Annotated in this window: 19 protein-coding genes and 1 pseudogene; 6 read left to right on the forward strand and 14 right to left on the reverse strand. The window is 43.5% G+C overall.

The annotated features are described in order from the left end of the window. The first annotated feature begins 53 nt into the window (after window positions 1-53). Window positions 54-1,244 (forward strand): FAD-binding oxidoreductase, encoded by a 1,191-nt coding sequence (locus RMO55_RS21155; protein WP_310430031.1) that lies wholly within the window; start codon window positions 54-56, stop codon window positions 1,242-1,244. Window positions 1,245-1,256: 12 nt separating this feature from the next. On the opposite strand, the gene RMO55_RS21160 is transcribed toward RMO55_RS21155, so the two are convergent. The 4 genes from RMO55_RS21160 to RMO55_RS21175 form a co-directional block, all read right to left on the reverse strand. Next, on the reverse strand, window positions 1,257-2,102 hold the full coding sequence (locus tag RMO55_RS21160) for a hypothetical protein (RefSeq protein ID WP_310430032.1): 846 nt from the start codon (window positions 2,100-2,102) through the stop codon (window positions 1,257-1,259). A gap of 4 nt (window positions 2,103-2,106) precedes the next feature. Then, a complete protein-coding gene (locus RMO55_RS21165) occupies window positions 2,107-3,288 on the reverse strand; it encodes a radical SAM protein (protein ID WP_310430034.1) in 1,182 nt (393 codons plus the stop codon). Between the two features lie 239 nt (window positions 3,289-3,527). Further along, window positions 3,528-3,890 carry a hypothetical protein gene (locus RMO55_RS21170; RefSeq protein WP_310430036.1) on the reverse strand — a complete coding sequence of 121 codons (363 nt, stop codon included), beginning with the start codon at window positions 3,888-3,890 and terminating at the stop codon, window positions 3,528-3,530. Between the two features lie 113 nt (window positions 3,891-4,003). Continuing rightward, the gene (locus RMO55_RS21175) at window positions 4,004-4,477 is read right to left on the reverse strand and encodes a hypothetical protein (RefSeq protein ID WP_310430039.1); all 474 of its coding nucleotides are present in this window, start codon (window positions 4,475-4,477) and stop codon (window positions 4,004-4,006) included. Between the two features lie 195 nt (window positions 4,478-4,672). On the opposite strand from RMO55_RS21175, the gene RMO55_RS22390 reads away from it, so the two are divergent. Beyond that, a complete protein-coding gene (locus tag RMO55_RS22390; protein ID WP_396134442.1) occupies window positions 4,673-4,810 on the forward strand; it encodes an AraC family transcriptional regulator in 138 nt (45 codons plus the stop codon). 85 nt (window positions 4,811-4,895) lie between these two features. Beyond that, a complete protein-coding gene (locus tag RMO55_RS21180; protein ID WP_310430041.1) occupies window positions 4,896-6,086 on the forward strand; it encodes a bifunctional sterol desaturase/short chain dehydrogenase in 1,191 nt (396 codons plus the stop codon). 219 nt (window positions 6,087-6,305) lie between these two features. On the opposite strand, the gene RMO55_RS21185 is transcribed toward RMO55_RS21180, so the two are convergent. Beyond that, window positions 6,306-6,977: a Crp/Fnr family transcriptional regulator gene (locus tag RMO55_RS21185; protein ID WP_310430043.1), complete on the reverse strand. Its 672-nt coding sequence runs from the start codon at window positions 6,975-6,977 to the stop codon at window positions 6,306-6,308. A gap of 113 nt (window positions 6,978-7,090) precedes the next feature. Here RMO55_RS21185 and glcD point away from each other — a divergent pair, with 113 nt between their 5' ends. Next, entirely contained in the window at window positions 7,091-8,560 is a 1,470-nt protein-coding gene (gene glcD, locus RMO55_RS21190; protein WP_310430045.1) for a glycolate oxidase subunit GlcD, read from the forward strand. Window positions 8,561-8,570: 10 nt separating this feature from the next. Here the strand turns inward: glcD and RMO55_RS21195 are convergent, their stop codons facing one another. Both RMO55_RS21195 and RMO55_RS21200 read right to left on the reverse strand, forming a co-directional pair. Further along, window positions 8,571-10,208, reverse strand: a complete 1,638-nt coding sequence (locus RMO55_RS21195) for a UDP-N-acetylmuramoyl-tripeptide--D-alanyl-D-alanine ligase (protein ID WP_310430047.1) — start codon at window positions 10,206-10,208, stop codon at window positions 8,571-8,573. A 152-nt stretch (window positions 10,209-10,360) separates the two neighbouring features. Then, complete coding sequence (locus RMO55_RS21200) at window positions 10,361-11,131, reverse strand: alpha/beta hydrolase (RefSeq protein WP_310430049.1); 771 nt, start codon at window positions 11,129-11,131, stop codon at window positions 10,361-10,363. 321 nt (window positions 11,132-11,452) lie between these two features. Here RMO55_RS21200 and RMO55_RS21205 point away from each other — a divergent pair, with 321 nt between their 5' ends. Next, the gene (locus RMO55_RS21205) at window positions 11,453-12,736 is read left to right on the forward strand and encodes a hypothetical protein (protein WP_310430051.1); all 1,284 of its coding nucleotides are present in this window, start codon (window positions 11,453-11,455) and stop codon (window positions 12,734-12,736) included. Window positions 12,737-12,861: 125 nt separating this feature from the next. On the opposite strand, the gene RMO55_RS21210 is transcribed toward RMO55_RS21205, so the two are convergent. The 6 genes from RMO55_RS21210 to ribBA form a co-directional block, all read right to left on the reverse strand. Beyond that, window positions 12,862-13,314 (reverse strand): SRPBCC family protein, encoded by a 453-nt coding sequence (locus tag RMO55_RS21210; RefSeq protein ID WP_310430053.1) that lies wholly within the window; start codon window positions 13,312-13,314, stop codon window positions 12,862-12,864. 101 nt (window positions 13,315-13,415) lie between these two features. Further along, entirely contained in the window at window positions 13,416-14,375 is a 960-nt protein-coding gene (locus RMO55_RS21215) for a hypothetical protein (RefSeq protein WP_310430055.1), read from the reverse strand. 77 nt (window positions 14,376-14,452) lie between these two features. Continuing rightward, on the reverse strand, window positions 14,453-15,073 hold the full coding sequence (locus RMO55_RS21220) for a class I SAM-dependent methyltransferase (RefSeq protein WP_310430057.1): 621 nt from the start codon (window positions 15,071-15,073) through the stop codon (window positions 14,453-14,455). A gap of 383 nt (window positions 15,074-15,456) precedes the next feature. Beyond that, complete coding sequence (asnS, locus tag RMO55_RS21225; protein WP_310430059.1) at window positions 15,457-16,848, reverse strand: asparagine--tRNA ligase; 1,392 nt, start codon at window positions 16,846-16,848, stop codon at window positions 15,457-15,459. 261 nt (window positions 16,849-17,109) lie between these two features. Next, the gene (locus tag RMO55_RS21230; RefSeq protein ID WP_310430061.1) at window positions 17,110-17,856 is read right to left on the reverse strand and encodes a pentapeptide repeat-containing protein; all 747 of its coding nucleotides are present in this window, start codon (window positions 17,854-17,856) and stop codon (window positions 17,110-17,112) included. Between the two features lie 33 nt (window positions 17,857-17,889). Beyond that, complete coding sequence (gene ribBA / locus RMO55_RS21235) at window positions 17,890-19,569, reverse strand: bifunctional 3,4-dihydroxy-2-butanone-4-phosphate synthase/GTP cyclohydrolase II (RefSeq protein ID WP_310430063.1); 1,680 nt, start codon at window positions 19,567-19,569, stop codon at window positions 17,890-17,892. A gap of 201 nt (window positions 19,570-19,770) precedes the next feature. On the opposite strand from ribBA, the gene argC reads away from it, so the two are divergent. Next, window positions 19,771-20,832, forward strand: coding sequence for an N-acetyl-gamma-glutamyl-phosphate reductase (argC, locus tag RMO55_RS21240; protein WP_310430065.1), 1,062 nt, complete (start codon window positions 19,771-19,773; stop codon window positions 20,830-20,832). Window positions 20,833-20,926: 94 nt separating this feature from the next. On the opposite strand, the pseudogene RMO55_RS21245 reads toward argC, so the two are convergent. Next, window positions 20,927-21,182, reverse strand: a pseudogene (locus RMO55_RS21245) (photosystem II q(b) protein); the annotation flags it as partial.

Consider the following 21,182-nt stretch of genomic DNA (forward strand, 5'->3'; position numbering starts at 1 on the left):
GATCGAGTCGATCGATCAGCGATTCCTACTATCCTACTAAGAACTGAGATCTTATGGGCGACAGCATTAATGATATCCCTTTGCCGATCTGTATGCCTACAAACACGGCGGAACTTGCCGAACTAGTCACCATTGCCAGTCGAGATAAATCGCCCTTAGTCGTCGCGGGCAATAGTAGCAAACTGGATTGGGGCGGGGTAGTTAGTGGTGCGAAATCCATCGCCAGTACTCAGAAACTCGATCGATTAATCGCCCATGCAGTTGGCGATCTGACCGTTACTGTCGAAGCAGGAATGAAATTCGCCCAACTGCAAGAAACTTTAGCTACCGCTGGACAATTTTTACCACTCGATCCAGCCTATCCCGATCGAGCTACAATTGGCGGGATCATTGCGACTGCTGATACTGGCTCACTCCGGCATCGCTATGGTGGCGTGAGAGATTTACTCTTAGGGATTAGTTTCGTCCGTGCTGATGGCAAAATTGCCAAGGCGGGCGGACGAGTGGTCAAAAATGTAGCTGGCTATGACATGATGAAGCTCTTTACTGGCTCCTATGGCACCCTGGGCATTCTGACAGAAGTAACATTTCGGGTATATCCACTGCCAAGTAATACTGGTACCGTCATCCTCACCGGATCGATCGAGAGGCTGGCAAAGGTGGCTAAAATCTTATTGGCAAGTACTTTGACCCCGATCGCGATCGACGTGCTTTCTACAGCATTTAGTCGGCATCTGGAGATTAGTAATACGCCCAGTCTCGTAGTCAAATTTGCCACCATCCCCGCAAGTATCGCCGAGCAGTCAGAGCAGTTACTATCGATCGCCAAAGGATTGGGTTTAAAAGGCGGTAGCTGGCAAGGAGAACAAGCAGAACGACTGTGGAGCGGCATTCAAACCGGAATTTGGGGCGATACTCCAATTGGCTGTAAACTAGGGGTTCGATCGACCGCCGCAGTAGAATCGATCGACTGGATCGATCGATCTACAGAAAATAATGCCAAAGGTGTCATCCATCTCAGTAGCGGCATCGGCGCATGTGCGCTGAACGATGCTAAGTATATTGCACCCCTCCGCAGTCATTGTGAATCATCGGGTGGCTTTCTGTCAGTTCTACAGGCACCTGAAGATGTCAAACAAAAAATAGATGTATGGGGCTATCGGGGTAATGCGGTGCCGTTGATGCGGGAAATTAAACAACAGTTCGATCCTTTGGATCTTCTCAATCCAGGACGATGTTTTTAGAATATTTATTATCTACACACTTGGAATTTCAAATTTACCCAAAAAAGTCAAACTAAAATCTAGTTCTTGTTTATCTAAACTCGATGAATCATGAATAATATTTTCAGTGGGTGCCATATAAGCCTCCCCTGGATTTAATGCTAGTTTTGTGACTGGATAGTCGGGAAAAGTCTCCATGAATTTCTCTGACAATCCAGCCCCACGATAGTATCGAGAAATGTCGATTGCGGTAGATAGTTGCAGCAATTCCAACATTTTCATCAGGGAAAGATCGATAAACAGAAAATAGCGATTCTCCCTACCAATATTAATACAGAGCCGATTCTTAGATAGATGTCTGCGTCTGAGTGGTGCTTTTTCCCAACTATCGACGTGCAATCCTTCACGAGTACAAGTTACTAAACCCAATCGATTGCAATGAAAGATTCCCTCACTTACAATTTCATTAGGAACGATCGCATATTTTTGTAAGTAAGTAGATATATTTTTGAGGATCGATCGATATTCTGGATGTGACGGAACTTGCCGAACATCTACCTCACATCGTTCTGGATCTGTTATGATTGTCTCAGCTAGATTTGATAGGGGAGAAATTAGCCGATTGGGAACCCGAATTATCCCAATATATTCACCAATATTTTGAGATCTAATTCGATCGTTTGAGATAATCGACTGCTCTATTTCTGCTGAATTTAGTGTTCTCCAATCTTGTTTTGGTACGAAAGCATTTGGTGGACATTCACTTTGTACTAATCCAGATCTTTCTAATACTACCGTTCCACTATTAACTTGCAATCGCTCGGAAGTTCGATCGCATCCCCGATCGATAATAATTTTAATATCACTCAATCTATTCATATTGCTATGCATATGTTAATGGTGAATTAGTAGCTCGATCGAGCTTGAATCGATCGAGATTAATTAAGTTTGTCGTTGGATCGATGATTCCTTTTTCCCGAAAACGATAATCGATATATTCTAAGATCCCACGATCGACAATACATTGCAATATTCCTCGTTCATCTACAGGATAATATTCACGACTTCCTTCTGCCATCGGATAACCACTGCAACTGCCGAAATAAATACAATCGTTACAGGTTTGCTCGATTCTTCTTTCTGCATCAGCAATAGCTCGCTCATGATTTTCACTATCAATAATTTGTGTCAATGGTGTAGTGAAGAGATTGCCATGACTGCGATCTAGATTGTAGGAATCAGCATAGCTATAGACTTCTCCATCAATATTGACTGTATAAATTGATTCCCACTCTCGCTTATCATAAAAGATATTTTTAGCTCCAGGAGTGTAGTGATGAACAACCTGTTGAATCGCATTCCAAATAGGTGCAATAAATACAAACTCTTCATCCTCTATCCATAAATCGACTATTTGCTTGTATACAGCTAAAATATCATAAGCATCAATTTCAAATCCATGATGTTGGTTATCAAAAGCACCTTTGAATAGAGGTAAAATTCTTGCAGATAAGCCGAGCGATCGATAAAAGTCATAAATATCGGCAATTCGATCGATATTAAGTTTGGTCAGTACCGTAATACAACCAAAGTCGATCCCCGCTGCTTTCAGCCGATCCATATTTTCTAAAACACGATCTTGAGATTCTTTACCAGTTTCATAAACTCGTAGCCCACCAAATAAATCGATCGATACTCCTACAGAATCAAACCCTTCAGATAATAATTGCAAGCGGTTTCGATCTAGCAAAGTTAGATTTGTCTGCACTGCATTAGTAACGCAATCTGTAGGAAGGTTAAAGATTTGATGTTGGAGGTCGAAAGCTCGCCAATAAAAATCGGGATGTTGCAACAATGGTTCGCCACCATGCCAAACAAACTCGATATTCACCGGAAAATCTAATTTCTGATAATGGCTAGCAATATTCCTAAACATAGCTTCAATTTGAGCTAGCTCGATCGCACCTTTGTTCCCTAGTTCTGCATATTCATAGCAGTAACGACAGCGAAGATTGCAATGTTTAGAAGTCTTGGTTACAAACTGAACCGATCTACTTAGATTCATATTTTTTACTATATTAATAAGTGGGAATGACTTCCGTAAAATTCTATTTCACTTGCAACCATTAAAGAGCCAATTGGGAGTATCTATCCCTGGAAGATCTACACTGTATGATTGTACATTGTAAGTCTATGTTGGCGTAAATTTTATAAAAATACAATCAACTTTTACAGGAGTAGAAAATGGGGGGAGTAAATTTTCCATAATATAGATACTCCCAGATAGCCTAGTTTAAATTTAAGTTAACGTCCAATATTTTTATACTTTTGGACGGCAGATGGAGACACTTTAGCTCCTGGATTGGGATTAATCCGATTGTAATAATCACGTCCCTGGAAATTTACAAAGCTCGGATGACCTGCTGATGTTTGCTCGTGAGTGGGTCCTTGAACATGAGGATCTTTCGCTCCAGATACACCACCATTCGGCTGAACTACTTTAATTTTTTCAATTAGTTGTGGATTTGTATTCTGAACATTTGTATTAATGCTAGAGTCAATTGCTGGGTCGTTTTGATAGGTTGGTTTAGCATTAGCATTGCTAGCAACAATTGCAGCAGAAAGAGTCAAAGCCATTGCAATGAAAAGATTAGTGTTAGTTTTCACGATTGTCTCCTAATTGATAAATTTAATTACAAAGCCGTGCTTTTAGTAATATCAGAGCCAGAAAAATTGGCGTAGAGGCAATTCATGAATTTCCCCTACGAGCAACAGCAATTCTATTGATGACGTGGATTGCTATTAACTTTATTTTTAATGGGTCCACTCGTATAATTACCAGGGGACACTATGGTCTCTGTAGCGGGCTGGTTTGATATTGTTGGAGTCTGACGTGGATTGCGATTAACGTTATTTTTAATGGGTCCACTCGTATAATTACCAGGGGACACTATGGCATCTGTAGCGGGCTGATTTAATATTCCTGGAGTCTTAGGCTGTTTGTGGAGAATAGCTCGACGATTAGGTAGATTAATTTTTGATGTCTTTGGATCGATCTTATTATTTCCATTGAAATAGGCTGAATCGTTATCTGCTGACACTTTTAGCTTCGATCGATCGCGGCCTGGTTGTTCAGGGGCTGGCGACATTGGATTAAGTTGATCTGGAGCAGTTGGGATGTCAGCAAAAGCTGGCAGAGCGCAGCTCAGAGTAATAATGCCGAAACCGAGTGAAAGAAATGATTTTAAGTTCATGGTAGTGTTCCCGATCGATTAATTAGAGATGTTGATAACATTGAATTGTCTTCTATTTACTTCTACGATGGAGCGATCAATTTTATTCACGCTCGATTCTTCAATGTGAATATTACTGTCCGTAAAACAAATAATAATCTCAATAAAAAAATAAGTCTTGCCAAAAACTGCTAAATTTCTTGTAAAAAACTGCTAATGTCTCGATCTACACTGTCGATGTCAACTTTCTCTGAAATGTGCGGTTTTTCAAATGCCCGTGCATTTAACACTCGCTTCCGTCAAAAAGAGGGAATCTCACCCTCAAAATATCGATCGGACGATCTGCGTTGCTGAATTGGCCTGGAGAGTGTCAAAATATAAAGCAGTGATATTTATCGGTCGCGGTCAGAGGCGATAACGGCTATTGAATCCATTAACCATGCAATTTATTTTAGGGCTAGTCTCCATCCTCTTCGCTGAAGTCGTGCGGGATATTTATCATATCGCAGGGCACTATTGGCAACCCATCAAGCAGTATCACCTGCTCCATCACAAAGCTTACCGTCGGGACTTCTCCATTGCCAATATGGAGCTGTATCAAAAATCTCAACTTTATAATGATGTCCCTGAAGCCCTGTGCATGGTAGGGTTGACAGCAGCGACCGCGATCTTGACTCAAAATCCTGGCATGTGGCTGGGTTGTATCTATTCTGTTGCGTTCTTGATTCCCGCATTTTTACGTTCCCAGGGGATGTTACTCGCGACCGATCTCAGTCATAAACCTGGTGATTTAGTTGGGATTCCCGCTCAGTGGCGCGTAAATCGGACTTATCACTGGCGACATCATTTTGACGAAACTAATGCTTATTATGCTGGACATTTTACCTCAGTCGATCGCATCATCGGTACTAGTCTAGCTCTCAAGGGCAAAGTGGTAGCGGTGACTGGTGCTTCAGGTACTTTAGGGCAAGCATTAATCGAAGAATTGTCGCTCCAAGGCGCGAAAGTAGTCGCTATTACCACCAATCCCGCAACGGTTTTTAAAAATGAAATAAAAGTGTTGTCGTGGCAGTTGGGAGCTGAATCGGAGCTATTATCTCACCTTCAAGAAGTAGATATTTTAATTGTCAATCATGGTGTTAATGTCTATGGAGATTGCTCTCCCGCCGCGATTCAAAAGTCTTATGAAGTGAATACTTTTTCGACACTAAGACTCACGGAATTATTCTTGAGTACAATTACGGCATCTGCAGATCGAGCGACTAAAGAACTGTGGATTAATACCTCCGAAGCCGAGGTAAATCCAGCTTTTAGCCCCTTGTATGAATTATCGAAAAGAACTCTTGGCGATTTGATTACACTGCGTCGATTGGATGCGCCCTGTATCATTCGCAAGTTAGTCTTAGGCCCTTTCAAAAGTCAGCTTAACCCCTATGGCATCATGTCATCTCGTTGGGTAGCTTGGGGAATTGTCGCTTTAGCAAAACGAGATTTTCGGAATATTATCATCACAATCAATCCGATTACTTATCTAGTTTTTCCCATCAAAGATTTTTGCCAGTCTAACTATTTCCGCTTCTTTACTAAACGGGAGAAGATCGCGCCCGATCTGTTGAACCGAGACGTTTAGATCGACAAACTATAACTTTTAATATTACTGCTGAATTGGGATCTAAATTCATCCTAAAATTCAGGGTTGGGGCAATTCGTGACGCGGCGGTTTTATTCGGGGGTTCCCCCCGAATAAAAAAACGACTTTGGCGGCGCACCAAGCAGCGAGACAAGACGTTGCCCCTATCCTGAATTTTAGGGATTACATCTACAGTAAATCATCCCTAAAGCCTAAAATCTAATTACCGATCTTAGTAAAATAGCTATTATCTAAAATTAAATGGCGGTGTCGATCGAGTCCCATATAGCCTTTTGCTTGAAACTGTGCCATCATTCGACTGACGGTTACTCTTGTCGTACCGATCGCACTGGCTAGTTGCTGATGGGTAAACTTATAATTAATTCGAGTTTGGCAATTAGGCAGAGATTCACCCAACTCCTCTTTGAGTAATGATAACAAACCGCGCAACCTTTCGATAGTATGTCTGCGCCCATTAATAATCAGGAGCCGTTCGGCTTGACGCATCCGTTTGGCTAGTTGAGGAAGCAAAAGCTGAGACAACCGCATCGAATCCTCAATTTCATCTAGTCGGAGCCAGCGTAAATAGACAGGTGATAATGCAATCGCTTGATAGTCTAAATCGTCAGATGATTGAGTACCAAACCAGGCTCCAGTCGCAGCCCAACCAAATAATACTTGTTCGCCATCTTCGTAGTTCGCGCTCAATTGCACCAATCCTTGGGTAACTTGCCACACACCCTCTGGGAATAACGGAATCTCGTCACCTTTGGCATGAAAATATAGTCGCTTATTGAGAACCGAGGGTTGTTGATGCTGTTGTTGTGAGTAATCTAAGTCTGTACTTTGAACGATCGACAGCATAATTAACGCTCCAAAATCTGAACTCAATCTACTCGATCGAGGTAAAATCCAGGTAATGGATAGATTAAGGGTGGTTGATAATTGATAATTGATAATTGATAATTAACACAGATGCCTTTCCGCCCCAACACCTGATTCATATGCTACTTGCAGACAAATCGATCGAACGTGACTGGAAACCGATTATTGCACAACTAACGGCGGTAGTCGGTAGCAAGGGTATCATTCAGCGGCGGGAAGAATTGATTACTTATGAGTGCGATGGTTTAACTAGTTATCGCCAGCGTCCAGATTTGGTGATTTTACCTAAGACTACCGAGCAGGTAGCTGCTGCGGTGAAGATTTGCGACGAAAATAATGTGGCGTGGATTGCGCGGGGTGCGGGTACAGGTTTATCGGGTGGTGCGTTACCTGTGGCAAATTGTGTGTTGATTGTTACCTCATTGATGAATCAGATCCTCAAAGTTGATTTAGACAATCAACGGGTAGTCGTCCAACCTGGTGTAATTAATAACTGGGTGACTCAGGCTGTTAGTGGCGGCGGCTTCTATTATGCACCAGATCCGAGTAGTCAGATTATCTGTTCGATCGGTGGTAATATTGCCGAAAATTCTGGTGGCGTTCACTGTCTCAAATATGGGGTGACGACAAATCATGTGCTCGGCTTAAAATTAGTTATTCCTAGCGGCCAAATCATTGATGTCGGCGGGGAAATCGCCGAAATGCCAGGATACGATTTGACAGGCTTATTTGTCGGCTCTGAGGGAACCCTGGGTATCGCCACCGAAATTACTCTCAAAATTCTCAAAACTCCCGAATCCATCTGTGTCCTGCTAGCTGACTTTGAGAGCGTTGAAGCGGCAGGAAGCGCAGTCTCAGGCATCATCGGCGAGGGAATCATCCCCGCTGGCATCGAGATGATGGACAATTTCAGTATCAACGCCGTCGAAGATGTCGTTGCTACCCAATGTTATCCCCGCGATGCTGCGGCGATTCTCCTGGTAGAAATCGATGGTTCGGTGGTAGAGGTAGCGACAAACCAAGCCAGAATCGCTGAAGTTTGCCGCGAGAATGGGGCGCGAGAAATAACCATCGCCACCGAACCAGAACAGCGGTTGCGGCTGTGGAAAGGGCGAAAAGCTGCCTTTGCCGCGATGGGTAAAATTAGTCCCGATTATTACGTTCAGGATGGGGTAATTCCGCGCACGCAGTTATCTTATGTGCTGCAAGAAATTGCGATACTGGGCGAAAAATATGGCTATTTTGTCGCCAATGTCTTTCATGCTGGTGATGGTAATTTACACCCATTAATTTTGTACGATAATTCTGTCAAAGGCGCGCTAGAACAGGTAGAAGCTTTGGGCGGAGAAATCCTCAAGCTCTGTGTCAAAGTTGGCGGCAGTATTTCTGGCGAACATGGCATTGGTGCAGATAAACGCTGCTATATGTCGGAGATGTTTACCGAAACAGATCTGGAGACGATGCAGTGGGTACGTCAAGTATTCAATCCCAAAGAGTTAGCTAATCCAGGTAAAATTATTCCAACTCCGCGTACCTGCGGGGAGTCAGCTAATTCTAGTCATCAGTTTAGTGGAATTCAAATAGTTTGACTGAGCATAACTAAAATTTGGAAATTGCCTCATATAGATCTGGTAAATCATTTTCAATCAAGATCAAATCCTTTGCTTGACGGTGTTCGGGACTGGTAAGGTAGGCAAGAGCCAGATCGCGGTTGGGAAATTCCATTAACTTATCGGGAGCTAACCCACCTTCAATTAATCCGGCTTTGAGAGCTTCTTTATTCGTATCGCCGACAACTATTGCCAAATCGCAGATCGAGGCAGCTTTGAGGGCGACCTGACGGTTCTCTGCGGCTTGAATATCGCCGAGTTCTACCATGCCTGGAGTCATGAGGATTTTACGTCCGCCTTCGAGCACTTCCAGGACTTCGAGAGCTGAAGCAAACCCGATCGGGTTAGAGTTGTAGGAGTCATCGAGAATGAAACCATCGCCATTTTTGCGGAGGTTGAGGCGACTATTTGCAGGTTCGAGGTTATAGATAGCCGCGATGACGTAATCGGGATCTTTGCCGAGGGCACAAGCCATTGTAAAAGAGCCGACGAGGTTGGAGAGCATGGGGACTCCCAGTAGTTTGGTGAAGCCTGGGTATTCTTTGCCTTGCCAGTGGATGATGAAGGTGGTTCCATCCATGCTGGCGTTAATATCCGACATCCAGCAGTCGAGATGACCGATTTCTGGTTCTAATCCGTAGAGCAGGGTAGTAGCTTTAGGATATTCTCCCGCCATTTTTCGCGCTCCATCATTATCGCCGTTACAGACTAATATTCCATCAGCGGGAACAGCCTGCGCGAGTTCACATTTTGCTTGATAAATATTTTCTGCACCACCAAAACGTTCGAGGTGCATTACGCCAACGGCGGTAACTAATCCAGCATTCGGTGGCGTAAATCGGCATAATTTGGCAATCGAGCCAATTTGATAGGCTCCCATTTCGATGATGGCGATTTCCTGTTGGGGCTTGAGATTTTCCCGAATTTGACGGGTGATACCCATTTCGGTATTAATACTACCAGGTGTCCAGAAAGTGGGTTCGATCGATTCTAAAATACTACCTAAAATAGATTTGGTACTAGTTTTACCATAACTTCCGGTAATGCCGATCGTATATGGTTGATATTCGGCGAGGATATCTTTAGCTTCTTGGAGAAATGCTTGTTGTTTTTTGAGTTCGTTGGGCCACAAGATGGCATTAGCAATGACAATCCAGATGGGTGAGGATTGAATTAAGCCAACTACGACGAGCCAATAAATGTAAATACTATCGCCCGCGCCTAATGCATATGTGGCGGAAATTATGAGGATGGTGAAGATCGAGTATAAAGCCAGAGCTAGATTATAAATTGCTGTGGCTCGATCGGTCATATTTAGTTTAATCTTACCCACCTTGCGCGGATCTTCTTCTTTGAAGCCAAGAAAAACTAACGTGGCTGCTGCCATGACACAGATTACCAAGCAATCTTCCATCCGCCCCCCAGTTCCAAATTTTGTGGTTACGGTGGCGATAAGCGCGACTTGAGTACCTTTAGTATCGAAAGTCCGTTTTTCGAGCAACCAATCTTTAAACCGCTCACCGTTGTATTCTTCCTGCTGGAAATAGCGCAGATATCTTAATCCGCGACGGGTGAAAAAGAGGATCGTAGCAGCCGAGATTAATGTTAAGCAAATGATGGTAAGCATTAGAAGTATCGTGAGGGATCTTGCTCCCTCCCCTTGTAAAGGGGAGGGCTGGGGTGGGGTAAAGATCTACGCTTTCCGCTAAGATTTAGAATTCAGTAAAACAATTAGCACGATCGCCACAATCGGAATGACGACAACTAGAGTGAGAGTAATCATGTCGATAATTCTTTGCTAGACAACCGATTCAGGAATTTATCCACATAATAAGAGCACAAATGAGATCCCTCCGCCTGAAACATAAAGTGATCTCGATTGGGGACGGTAATTAGTTCGGAGTTAGGAAACAGACTATGATACCGATGTGCCATTTCTATAGGGGTTTCGGTATCGGCTTCACCCCAGAGCAAGAGCACGGGAATCAGAATTTGTTTGGCAATTTCACTCAGATCTTCGCTGACGGTTTTAACCAAGGTACCCTGGAGTGAGCCAGCATTAAGATAGTCGCGGGAACCGTAGTTTTGACTATGCCACGTTAGGAGTTCATCGCGATAGAGGGGCGAGAGTTTAAATGTATTCCGCATGTTTCTCACCCACTGACTGCGGAGGGATTGTTTGAGGGTGCGCTGACGTTGTAAGCCACCAGAATTAATCAGGGTGATAGAACGCACCTTGTGGGGATATTTATGGGCGAGACGGATGGATACTCTACCGCCGAAAGAATGTCCTAACATGTCAGCGCGATCGATTCCCGCTGCTTCTAAATACTGATAGACTCGATCGGCATACTGAGCCGTATCCCAATCTTCTGGCGGTGGTGGAGACTTCCCAAAGCCAGGTAGATCGAGAATATGCACTTTCGATTGGGTTGCGAGCAATTCTCCCATCGGCTGTAAGGATTGGAGATTTTGTCCCCAACCGTGGAGCATGATGAGGGGACAACCACTATTACCTAATTGGACGGTGTTTAATTGCACTTGAGCCATTACACGCACTTTTACTGCTTCATCAGCTTAAATTATCATCGATCGGTCGCTACATAAAGCGGAAATTTTCGGGAAATGACAGAATCAGATCGGAATATGGGTATGTTAGGAGCGATCGATCTCACATTCAATCTCTTAAACTCCAGCTATTATTGGGTACAAGTTCTTGCTACTGCCCTTATTTACCTCGATTCCGATTCCCATGTTAATTATTGCAGATTATATTCTCCCAGCAAGCATCTCTATCTCGATGTTGTAAACCGGAAGTTCCGAGCATGACTTGCTGTAATTATTCACTAGAAATATCTATGGAGACTAAATATGTTTGCAGTTGGAAAAAAAATTGGCAGTGGCATCGAGCAAATTATCTACGAACACTTTCTGCATGTCGTGAAAGCTGAATCACCAGTTAGGGTGCTAGAAAGATTTCGGAACCTATTTATCGAGGGTGTCACTTATAGTGACAGTCGGATTTGGTCTACGATCGAAACCTTAGCATTTGAAAAAACTGCGGAAGAGAATTTCCCGCTGATTATTAACCGTTGTTGTTATATTCTCGTCAATCACTGGCAAATGCAACCATCTGGGCAAATCCCCATTGCCAATCTAGTGGGAATGCTAGAGCATCTCAATGATGTGCGGATGACATATTCTCGAATTGTGCGTCGGTTGCGACAACTACTTCAGTTGTATCTTCACAGCGATGACTATCCCAAGCTCAAACGTTTGAATTTTGTGCTCAATGGTAATAGGAGCGGCAAAATTACGATTGCCGAGCAACAACTCGGGACATTAATCAATCGTTACCCGTACTTGTATCAGCACTCCCTAGTTTCGGAAGAACGTACTTTTGAAAATGTCGAGACGATTAAAAGAGTACAGCGGAATTTACATCAGCAGCAGGAGCAAAATCTATCTCATTATCTCACTTATCAGGTCAGAAGATCGCGGATCAAAGCTCAACTTGGTCAAGATGCTGCGAACAATTTACCCCTAGTGGAAAATCCCACATTGCTATCTACCAGAGAATTGGGGATGGCTTTCGGTCAATTTGCAGGTAAGGCTGAAGGTGATTCTAGTTATCAAGATCTGTCTCGCGGTTTTGTTTCGCATCTTCAAATGCAGCCAACTGTTAAAAGATTCAAGGGAGACTTATATGAATATATAATTTCTGGCGTAGATAGCAGTTATGGTAATCGCAGTTTTAACGATCGCCTATACAAAACTATTGATGGTATCTTACCCGATCGCGACCATCAGCGGCTCGATGAAATTGCACTACTCCGAACTTGCACGCATATTCTCAATCATTTAGTAGTAGAAAGTCCCAGCAAACCACAACATTTTGTGTTTGTCGATATGATTAGCAATTTAGGTTCGGTTTTCACAACTGGCTTACTTCTGAAGATAGTCTTGATCTGCAATAAAGTCAAGCCATTATTAGAGGGTCGATTATCGATTCTTTTCAATCATTATGAGTCTTCTCAATGCAAAGGTGTGCCTTGGTTAGTGAAATCTCTGGAAACTTGGAATGTAGCTGATGCGATTCACTTTGGTAAAATAGATGCTTCTTCGTTGAATTTCTTACAATCGATTGGTAAATAATTACTAATTTATAGTTGATAATTAGCTATCTCTAGAAAATAAATAATCTTATTGATTTCCGCTACGGAAGGCTCGATCTTGGTTTTTCTCGATCGATAATCTATTCAATTTTGGATTAAAATTATTTAGTCGTCAAAGCTTTGATGTAATTCTTCGGCTACTGTTTTTAACCGTCGCAACTGTGCTTCCATATCTGCCTTTGTTAATTTAGCAGCAAATCGATCGAAACCCCACGCTGTCAGCCGATTGGGAATATTAAATTCAAACCGATTAATCAATCGTGTTCCTCGATCGTTTGGTTGACATTCCCAGCGATCTGTACCATTGAAAAATCCATTAAATCCCCAGATAATTAAGCCAGGTTCTCTCGCTACTACCACATTTTTCAATGTCGGTTTAAAGATTGGGATTTGAATCGTAAATTTACTTTTGCTACCCAACTTAGTGCTCCACTCTCCTAGCGGCTCGCAGTTCAGCATCGGATTGAGCCATCGCTGCATTAATTCTAAATCGGTGATACATCGATCTACGACTGTCGCGCTTGCTTTAATCTGAATCGATTGTTCAAAAATAGTCATCTCTAGTGAATAATTGATAGTGGATAGTGGATAGAGATACAGGTTAGTACCTACCCACTGGATAACTTTTAGATATTTTTAATATTGCCAATATCTTGAGATTAATCGAGATTGATAAATTCTTCAATAATTCTCTCGTAATTTTTGATGGTGTGATTAAAATCAAAATTATTCCAAATATAATCGGCAATTTCTTGACGATACAAATGATTTTCATCGATCGAACTTGCGATCGATTCACAAATAATTTGCTGATGTTCGGGAGTACGATCTCTCAAGATATTATCTGGTAAAACTTTGATAAAATCTTTGAGATGTAAGTTAGCACTAGCCGATGCTGAAACAACGATAGACAAACCAGCCGCCATTGCTTCAAGCACCACCAGCGGGGCAATTTCTCCACTACTAATTAAAACCAAGCAGCTATATTCAGTCAATCGATGATAAACATCTGCTAAACTCCATATACCTAGATATTTAGTTGTTACTCCTTCTCTAAAATCTGGATCATCTAAAGGTCCAACAAAATCTATTGCCAGCTTACCATCTAATGTTTCTGCTAATAGTCTTTGTTGCTTCCGTGGCTGAATCCAACCCAAGCAAATAGCCTTGCCATTTCCTCGCTCTTGACGATTAATTTTCTGAGCATCAATTCCATTAATTTGGGTTGATATATATCCAGAGTAACCAGCATCGAGAAAAAGTTGTTGTGAGGCTGGTGAAAGTGCGATAATTCCAGGTGCATTCAAATAAGATTGAAATTCTTGTTTGAATGCATCATCCCATCGATCCAATTGAAATAGGTGTCCAGCGTGAGATGTAAAACAAAATCTCTGGTAGAGATTTTGATTGAATTCTGATACAAAACCACCAGCATGTAAATGGATGAAATCATAACGATCTCGATCGATCGAATCTATGACCTGCCGTACATCTTGGTGATTAAAAATATCTACTTGATGTCCATTTTTTTCTGAGTAATATTTGTATTCTTGGATCAGAGTCAAAATAGAACTAGAGCGAGGTGGTATTGGAATATAGCCACCAGCAATGAATGCCATCTTCATAAACAAGAGGAAGGAGAAAGGAGCTGGAGACTATTGGTTTTTAAAACGGGTGTTTTAATGTAGACGTTTTATTAAACTGTCTCCAAGAACTCGAATAAATAATTTTCATCTTTTAAATTTAGGAAATTTTCTTTGCCATTGAAAACATCTTCATAAGTCATTGCTGTCAATGCATCTTGACTCAATTGTAGCTCTGTGTCAGGTTTTCCTTTTCTAACAATGCCTAAACCATAGTCACAATCTAACACAAATACCTGTAAATCCTGGCGATGAATTCTGAGGTAGCAAATAGTTTTCCAAACATCCCCACACCATTCTCCCGTCCAGCCTGGTACCTGCATATCTTCAGCTTCTTGCAAAGACTTAGCAGGACAGGCGGCTGCAACATGAGGTGGCTTGCAATCATGCATGACAATTACACCATTATCATTGAGATTGTCCAAAGAGTTGATGACATCTTTCAATGATTGCTCATAGGTATGCAGTCCATCGATAAACACCACATCAAAATGCTCGATGGGATGGGTATTTGCAAAAAAGTCATCGCTGGTAGAATTGACGTATTGTGCTGTTAAATTAGCTGAATTCTTGGCATTCCATTCTAGTTCGAGTTCTTTGGAGAAAGCAAAGCTAGGATCGACGGCGATCTTTTGACTGGCTACAATTGGAAAAAAGTTGTCGCCATTATTCACGCCTATTTCCAAATATCTAGTAGCTCTTTTCTTGTCGATTATTTTTTGAATTACATCGGTTCTGAGCATTTCTGGTTCCTGAAGATAGACAACAATTTGAGCACTAGCTATTGAGGCTGAGGATTCACTATAACAGGTTCCATCACAAATAGGGTATTGGGTATAGGGGATTGGGGGCAGAGGGTAGGGGGTATTACTGGAAAGGGATCGGACTTCTATTAATTAACCAGAGTCATAAGTTACTAGTACTGAGTGGCGTAAATCTAGGACTATTTCGAGAAGAGATGGGAGATGGTAGCTGAACTTGCGCCGCTTAGTACTAGTGCAATAGGGAGTAGGAAAAATACTTGCATTTTTCCTATTCCCTATCCCCTATCCTCTACTTAAAATTCCACAGTTAATGGTGCGCGGGGGAACGGAATTACGTCACGGATATTGGTCATGCCGGTCATAAATTGTACCAATCGTTCAAATCCCAAGCCAAAGCCAGCATGAGGAACGGTACCGTAGCGGCGGAGATCTAGATACCACCAGTAATCGGCAGGATTTAATCCCTGCGAGATCAGTCGCTGTTCGAGGACATCGAGCCGTTCTTCCCGTTGGGAGCCGCCAATGATTTCGCCAATGTTTGGAGCCAAAATATCCATTGCTGCAACGGTTTTGCCATCGTCATTGAGCCGCATGTAGAAGGACTTGATCTCGACGGGATAATCGGTGAGGATGACTGGTTTTTTAAAAACCGTCTCGGCTAAATAGCGTTCGTGTTCGGATTGAAGATCTAGTCCCCAACTGACGGGATAGTCAAACTTTTGTCCTGACTTTTCTAGCAGGGCGATCGCGTTAGTATAAGTTAGACGCTCAAATTGATTATTAATAATATTCTCGGCTGTTGCTAAGACCGATTTATCGATCCGCTCGTTGAAGAATTCCATGTCTGCTTGACAATGTTCCATCACGTATTTGAATACATACTGGAGAAATGTTTCGGCAAGATCCATATCTTCGAGCAGATCGCAAAATGCCATCTCTGGCTCGATCATCCAAAATTCAGCTAGGTGACGAGAAGTATTAGAATTTTCGGCGCGAAAAGTCGGCCCAAAGGTGTAAACATTGCTAAATGCCATTGCCATCACTTCGGCTTCCAATTGGCCGCTGACGGTCAAATATGCCGCCTTACCGAAGAAATCTTGGCTATAGTCGATCTCCCGATCTGGGGTTAAGGGGATATTTTTGAGATTGAGGGTGGTGACATTAAACATCTCGCCCGCACCTTCGCAGTCACTCGCGCTAATAATCGGCGTATGCACCCAGAGGAAACCCCGTTCTTGGAAAAACTGGTGAATTGCGGCTGCACAGGCATTTCGCACTCGAAATACTGCACTGAGCGTATTTGTACGCGATCGCAAGTGACCGATATCGCGTAAGAATTCAAAGGAATGGCGTTTTTTCTGAAGGGGGTAGGTTTCGGGATCTGCTTCGCCGTATACTTTGACCTGACTAGCTTTTACTTCTACACGCTGTCCTTTGGCTGGCGATGTTACCAATTCGCCGACGATTTCGATCGAGGCACCCGTGTTAATCTGTTTGAGGATGGTCGTATAGTCAGGGACATCTTTGTCGATCACCACCTGAATATTTGCCAGACAAGAGCCATCATTGACATCTATAAAGGCAAATTCCTTGGCTTCCCGCTTACTCCGAATCCATCCCCGCACCGTAACGGGATCTCCTGGATTACTGCTCCGGAGAATTGTCGCAATATAGTTCGTAATCATCTTTCGTCAGGCTAGTAGATCGAGCTATGTGAAATCTATTCTACTAGTCTGACATATTCAGCAGGTCAAGACAGTATGTCCGATATCGATCGGGATTCACTACTGTACTAATATTTCAAACATTTTGAAACATGAATAGACCGTCATTAATCGGTGTTATCAATTCAGTACGATATTGTCCAGCTTTATCTGCCCTAAGTGGGTGGTTGCTAATCGATCGATATTATTAGAAAAATTAAAATAGATCGAGCAGGCTACCAGTTAAAAAGCATCAACTGGTGCTGGAGTACTAACTGGTTCTGGTTTGGTTCGTGTACCACCAGATTCCAATCGTTGGGGACGACCTAACCCTGGTGGAATCCGATAGATGCGCGGACGACGAAAGACGGGACTACTTTCTTCAAGATCGGGTAGATCTTGAGGGTTAATTTTTCTGATTGGGCTAGGTGTTGGCGCACTCTCCTGGGTCGGAGGTGCGGAAAACGCAGGAGTGGGGGCGGAACTAACGCCTCTAGCCCCAGTGAGATTAGCACTAGCTAAAGAAGTACTACTGAGATTAGCACCTGTAAAATCTGCTAGTGCTAAATTGGCACCAGATAGATTGGTGTTTGCGAGGATGGCACTTTTAAAGGTAGTATTGACTAAATTAGCATAGGACAGATTTGTCCGCGTGAGGTTGGTGCTGGTAAATTTGACATCAATTAGATTTGCTGATTTCAATAGTGCTTGAGTAAAATTAGCACTGGTGAAAGTTGCCCCCGTCAGATTGGCTCCACTAAGATTAGCTCCAGAGAGATTTGCCCCTGTCAAATTTGCCCCGACGAGGTTTGACGCTTGAAGATCGGCATTTACTAACTGTTTGCGACTGAGATCCACACCGCTAAGATCGCAGCCAACACATTTATTACTAGCCAATAGATTGTTCACATCTGCTTGACTATAAGCATCAGCGGCAGGAACGATCGCTAGTTGGATTAACACACAATAGATGTATAAATGGCGGTTCATTTTATTAGCTATTAAATAATTAAGATCGGCTATTTATGCTTTGAAGCTATAGATCGCATGAAGTTCCAATTCCGAACTAATACTAGAAGGTAATTGGGATATGGAGTAGGTTTGTCGATCGAGTTGCATTTGTAGTCCAGTCAGTGGATCTTGTCCATTGGCAACTAGAAATTCTAGACGATTGACTTGGGGCATGATGGCGATCTCATCTAATATTCTAACAATCGCTTGGACATATGGGTGGTTGCGATCGCGGTACCAGCCTTCAACGGCTAGATTGGCTCGGTCGAATCCGAGATGAAATGTGAGTGAAGGTGTGCCAAATAAAGCGGTCCCGACAGGTCTAGCTTCCTCTTTTAATAATACATTATTAGCATGAGCCAGATGACGTAATTTATCCAATCGATCGTATCGTGCGGTCACATCTAATGGCTCTTCATTCCAGGTAATCCCCACTGCAATCAGATAGGTTTGCAGCAGCATGTGACCGAGTTTTTCGGCTTTTGTTGCCAAGTAAGTACTATTGTAGTCGGTAGCCTCGATTAATAACGGGACTCGCTCGACGATTTCCAAGCCGTAGCCTTTAAGTCCGGCAATTTTGCGCGGGTTATTGGTAATTAACCGAATTTTACTGATGCCCAAATCGTTGAGCACCTGAGCACCTACGCCATAATTGCGTAAATCGGCGGGGAAGCCGAGACGATTATTCGCTTCGACTGTATCTAGTCCCAAATCTTGGAGAGAATAAGCTTTGAGTTTATTAATCAAGCCAATTCCGCGCCCTTCTTGACGCAGGTAGACAACCACGCCCGCCCCAGCATTTTCAATCATTTTCAGGGCGGCTTGGAGTTGGAGCTGACAGTCGCACCGGAGCGAACCGAGCGCGTCGCCTGTCAAACATTCGGAGTGCATCCGCACCATTACAGGTTTGCCGACAAAATCAGCCGGATTGCCCTTGACAATTGCTACAGTCTCTGTATCATCTAATAGATTGCGATAACCGTAGATCTGGAACTGCCCAAATTGGCTGGGTAGCTTAGTCACTGCGTCACGATGGACGAATCTGTCGTGTCGGAGACGGTAGCTAATCAGATCGGCAATACTGATAATTTTCAGACTATGGGTTTGAGCATAAGCAATTAAATCTGGGAGTCTCGCCATCGAACCATCAAGATTCTGAATCTCACAGATTACTCCCGCTGGTAATAAGCCCGCCAGCCTTGCCAAATCTACTGCTGCTTCAGTATGTCCAGCTCGCTTCAATACACCCCCTTCTTGCGCCCGTAAGGGGAAGATGTGACCAGGACGGCGGAGATCTGCTGGTTGAGTATTGGGATCGATCGCGAGTTGAATGGTGCGGGTGCGATCGTCGGCAGAAATTCCAGTCGTGACTCCCAACTGTGGACTAGCATCGATACTGACGGTAAAGGCGGTTTGATTGGGGTCGGTATTATTCGATACCATCAATGGTAAATCCAATCGATCCAACCTGTCGCCCGTCATTGCCAGACAAATTAAGCCTCTGGCATTGACAGCCATGAAATTAATGCTAGAGGCTGTCACCGTCTGTGCTGCACAAATCAGATCGCCCTCATTCTCTCGATTTTCATCATCTACTACCACGACCATTTTGCCTGCTGCGAAGTCTAACAGGGCGGTATCGATCGTGTCAAACTCAAAATTGGACGGGTCAGTAGAAGAAGTTGCTATCACAGATCGGTAAAATGTTGGTAAACTATATAGTCCGTCAAAGCAATTCAAAATTCAAAACTCCAGCTCGATCCGCTGATGTTGAGGAAATCTCTACCTCACCGAATCGCCAAATTCAAAGTTAGTTTGGAATTGGGAGTTGAACTAGTTTGCATTTATCACCATATTGATGGTGCTAACTTTATTATATAGGTCATAACATTCATGGGTGAGCAGATCGAACGTCTTCAAGTTGGGATCGTCGGTGCGTCAGGTTATGGCGGTGTTCAGTTAGTGCGCTTATTGCAAGATCATCCCGCGATCGAAATTGCCTATTTGGGTGGAGCTAGTAGCGCAGGTAAAAAGTTTGGAGATCTCTATCCACATCTGGCTCACGCCGTGAATTTATCGATCGAACCCATCGATGTCGATATCATTGCTTCCCGCTGCAAGGCGGTTTTCCTCGCGCTCCCCAACGGGTTAGCCTGCGAACTAGCACCAAAATTAATCGCCAAAGGTTGTCTCGTCTTAGACTTATCGGCAGACTATCGGTTTACAGATTTGGACGTATATACTCAATGGTATAAGATCCCTCGAGTCGACCGAGAAACAGCAGCACAGGCTGTCTATGGCTTGCCCGAACTCTATCGCGCCAAGCTCAGAAATGCGAAGCTAGTCGGCTGTCCTGGTTGTTATCCTACCGCCAGTCTCCTCGCCCTCTCGCCCCTGCTCAAACAAGGTTTAATCGACGCAGATACCGCGATCGTCGATGCCAAATCCGGCACATCTGGGGGCGGTAGACAAGCCAAAACCCACCTCTTACTCGCCGAAGCCGATAATAGTCTCACCGCCTACAGCGTCGCCGGACATCGCCATACCCCCGAAATTGAACAAGTGTGCAGCGATCTTGCCAGTCACGAGGTCAAAGTTCAGTTTACACCCCATCTAATTCCAATGGTGCGGGGCATCCTCAGCACCGTCTATGCGACGATCCGTGACCCTGGATTGGTGACAGAGGACTTGATTACCATTTACAAAGCTTTCTATCGCTCCTCACCATTTGTGAGAATCTTAGACGGTGGCGTTTATCCCCAGACAAAATGGGCAGCAGGAACCAATCTTTGCTTCATCGGGCTAGAAGTTGACGTTCGCACCGGGCGAGTAATTGTGATTTCGGCGATCGATAATCTAATTAAAGGTCAAGCCGGACAAGCGATTCAGTGTCTCAATGCGATGATGGGTTGGGATGAAACCCTCGGACTACCTCAGATGAGCTTCTATCCTTAAATCTCCGCATAAAAATCCCCTCCGCGGAGGGGATTTAATCCAAAAACCCCATCACTATTGATGGGGTTTTTAAGTCTCTCAAATCAAGCGGATATTAACCGTTGATAGCAGGAGCAGTTAAAGCAACAGGAGTAGATTCACCAGCAGCTAAGTCTAATGGGAAGTTGTGTGCATTTCTTTCGTGCATTACTTCCATCCCGAGGTTAGCGCGGTTGATGATGTCAGCCCAGGTGTTGATGCCATGTCCTTGAGCATCTACAACTGATTGGTTGAAGTTGAATCCGTTGAGGTTGAATGCCATGGTGGATACACCCAAGGATGTGAACCAGATGCCGATTACGGGCCATGCA

Origin of the sequence: Chamaesiphon sp. VAR_48_metabat_135_sub, from assembly GCF_031418915.1 — a bacterium.
In the GTDB taxonomy this organism is placed as follows: Bacteria; Cyanobacteriota; Cyanobacteriia; order Cyanobacteriales; family Chamaesiphonaceae; genus Chamaesiphon.

Excerpts from the sequence above, each read along its gene's own strand:
- RMO55_RS21175 (WP_310430039.1), bottom strand. The coding sequence starts at position 4,477 with ATGAACTTAAAATCATTTCTTTCACTCGGTTTCGGCATTATTACTCTG.
- RMO55_RS22390 (WP_396134442.1), top strand. The coding sequence starts at position 4,673 with ATGTCTCGATCTACACTGTCGATGTCAACTTTCTCTGAAATGTGCGGT.
- argC (WP_310430065.1), top strand. The coding sequence starts at position 19,771 with ATGGGTGAGCAGATCGAACGTCTTCAAGTTGGGATCGTCGGTGCGTCA.
- glcD (WP_310430045.1), top strand. The coding sequence starts at position 7,091 with ATGCTACTTGCAGACAAATCGATCGAACGTGACTGGAAACCGATTATT.
- RMO55_RS21200 (WP_310430049.1), bottom strand. The coding sequence starts at position 11,131 with ATGGCTCAAGTGCAATTAAACACCGTCCAATTAGGTAATAGTGGTTGT.
- RMO55_RS21180 (WP_310430041.1), top strand. The coding sequence starts at position 4,896 with ATGCAATTTATTTTAGGGCTAGTCTCCATCCTCTTCGCTGAAGTCGTG.
- RMO55_RS21215 (WP_310430055.1), bottom strand. The coding sequence starts at position 14,375 with ATGGCATTCATTGCTGGTGGCTATATTCCAATACCACCTCGCTCTAGT.
- RMO55_RS21210 (WP_310430053.1), bottom strand. The coding sequence starts at position 13,314 with ATGACTATTTTTGAACAATCGATTCAGATTAAAGCAAGCGCGACAGTC.
- RMO55_RS21205 (WP_310430051.1), top strand. The coding sequence starts at position 11,453 with ATGTTTGCAGTTGGAAAAAAAATTGGCAGTGGCATCGAGCAAATTATC.
- asnS (WP_310430059.1), bottom strand. The coding sequence starts at position 16,848 with ATGATTACGAACTATATTGCGACAATTCTCCGGAGCAGTAATCCAGGA.
- RMO55_RS21195 (WP_310430047.1), bottom strand. The coding sequence starts at position 10,208 with ATGCTTACCATCATTTGCTTAACATTAATCTCGGCTGCTACGATCCTC.
- RMO55_RS21155 (WP_310430031.1), top strand. The coding sequence starts at position 54 with ATGGGCGACAGCATTAATGATATCCCTTTGCCGATCTGTATGCCTACA.
- RMO55_RS21160 (WP_310430032.1), bottom strand. The coding sequence starts at position 2,102 with ATGAATAGATTGAGTGATATTAAAATTATTATCGATCGGGGATGCGAT.
- RMO55_RS21230 (WP_310430061.1), bottom strand. The coding sequence starts at position 17,856 with ATGAACCGCCATTTATACATCTATTGTGTGTTAATCCAACTAGCGATC.
- RMO55_RS21165 (WP_310430034.1), bottom strand. The coding sequence starts at position 3,288 with ATGAATCTAAGTAGATCGGTTCAGTTTGTAACCAAGACTTCTAAACAT.